Source organism: Vibrio sp. 2134-1 (assembly GCF_033339495.1).
In genome coordinates, this window is record NZ_JAWOUS010000394.1 from 1 (window position 1) to 720 (window position 720).

Annotated in this window: 1 protein-coding gene; it reads right to left on the reverse strand. The window is 48.1% G+C overall.

The window, feature by feature from the left end; translation table 11 throughout:
• Positions 1 to 162 precede the first annotated feature (162 nt).
• Positions 163 to 720: patatin family protein (locus R7R78_RS26210; protein WP_225474623.1), on the reverse strand; the 558-nt coding region annotated here is incomplete at its 5' end.

Genomic DNA, 720 nt, shown 5'->3' on the forward strand with positions numbered 1-720 from the left:
AACGACAGCGAACAGCCAATTTTGACCGATGTCTTAGTATTACGCTGAATGTATTTGAGCCTACTTATTGGGCTCGTAGCGAAGCAAATCGATAATCCACTGCCATCGAGTTTGCATTAGCCACCTAGATTAACTTGCGTTTAATCGAGGTGGCTTTTTTCTTTACACTGAATTCCAACGCTCTATGGCTTGTTTGCCAGCCTCAATTCCCAGTTCATATGCTTCTCGCAAAGGTTCTGGTGAGCGGCTTAAGCGTTTTAACTTAAACGTTTCTGGTGGGCACACTTGGATTATCTCAACGCCTGGTGGCGGGTTGTTTATCAGTTCCAATGTTTGGTTGTAACGAACGTCACGTGTCAGCATAGGCTCAATCAGAGCTGGCGTTTCCTTCAGCATACGTTTTGTGATGGCACTGAACTTTGATCTTGGTTTCCGGTAACTGGCGATCTGGCTGCGTAGGACCATGATTTTTGTCGCTCCTCTTTTGATGGCTTCGGCAATTGGCAGGGCATCTGCAACGCCGCCATCCACATATCGAGTGCCATTAAGAAGTACGCCATTACGATAGAGTACGGGCAGGGCGCTGCTGGCCTTCATGGTCTCCGCTAACATATCGACGTCCGGAGTGAGGTATTCTGCCTGTCCAGTGTCTTGACGAGTGACGACAAGGAAAAAAGGACGCGGATCAGCAGCGAGCACTTCTTTATCAATGCCTAACTC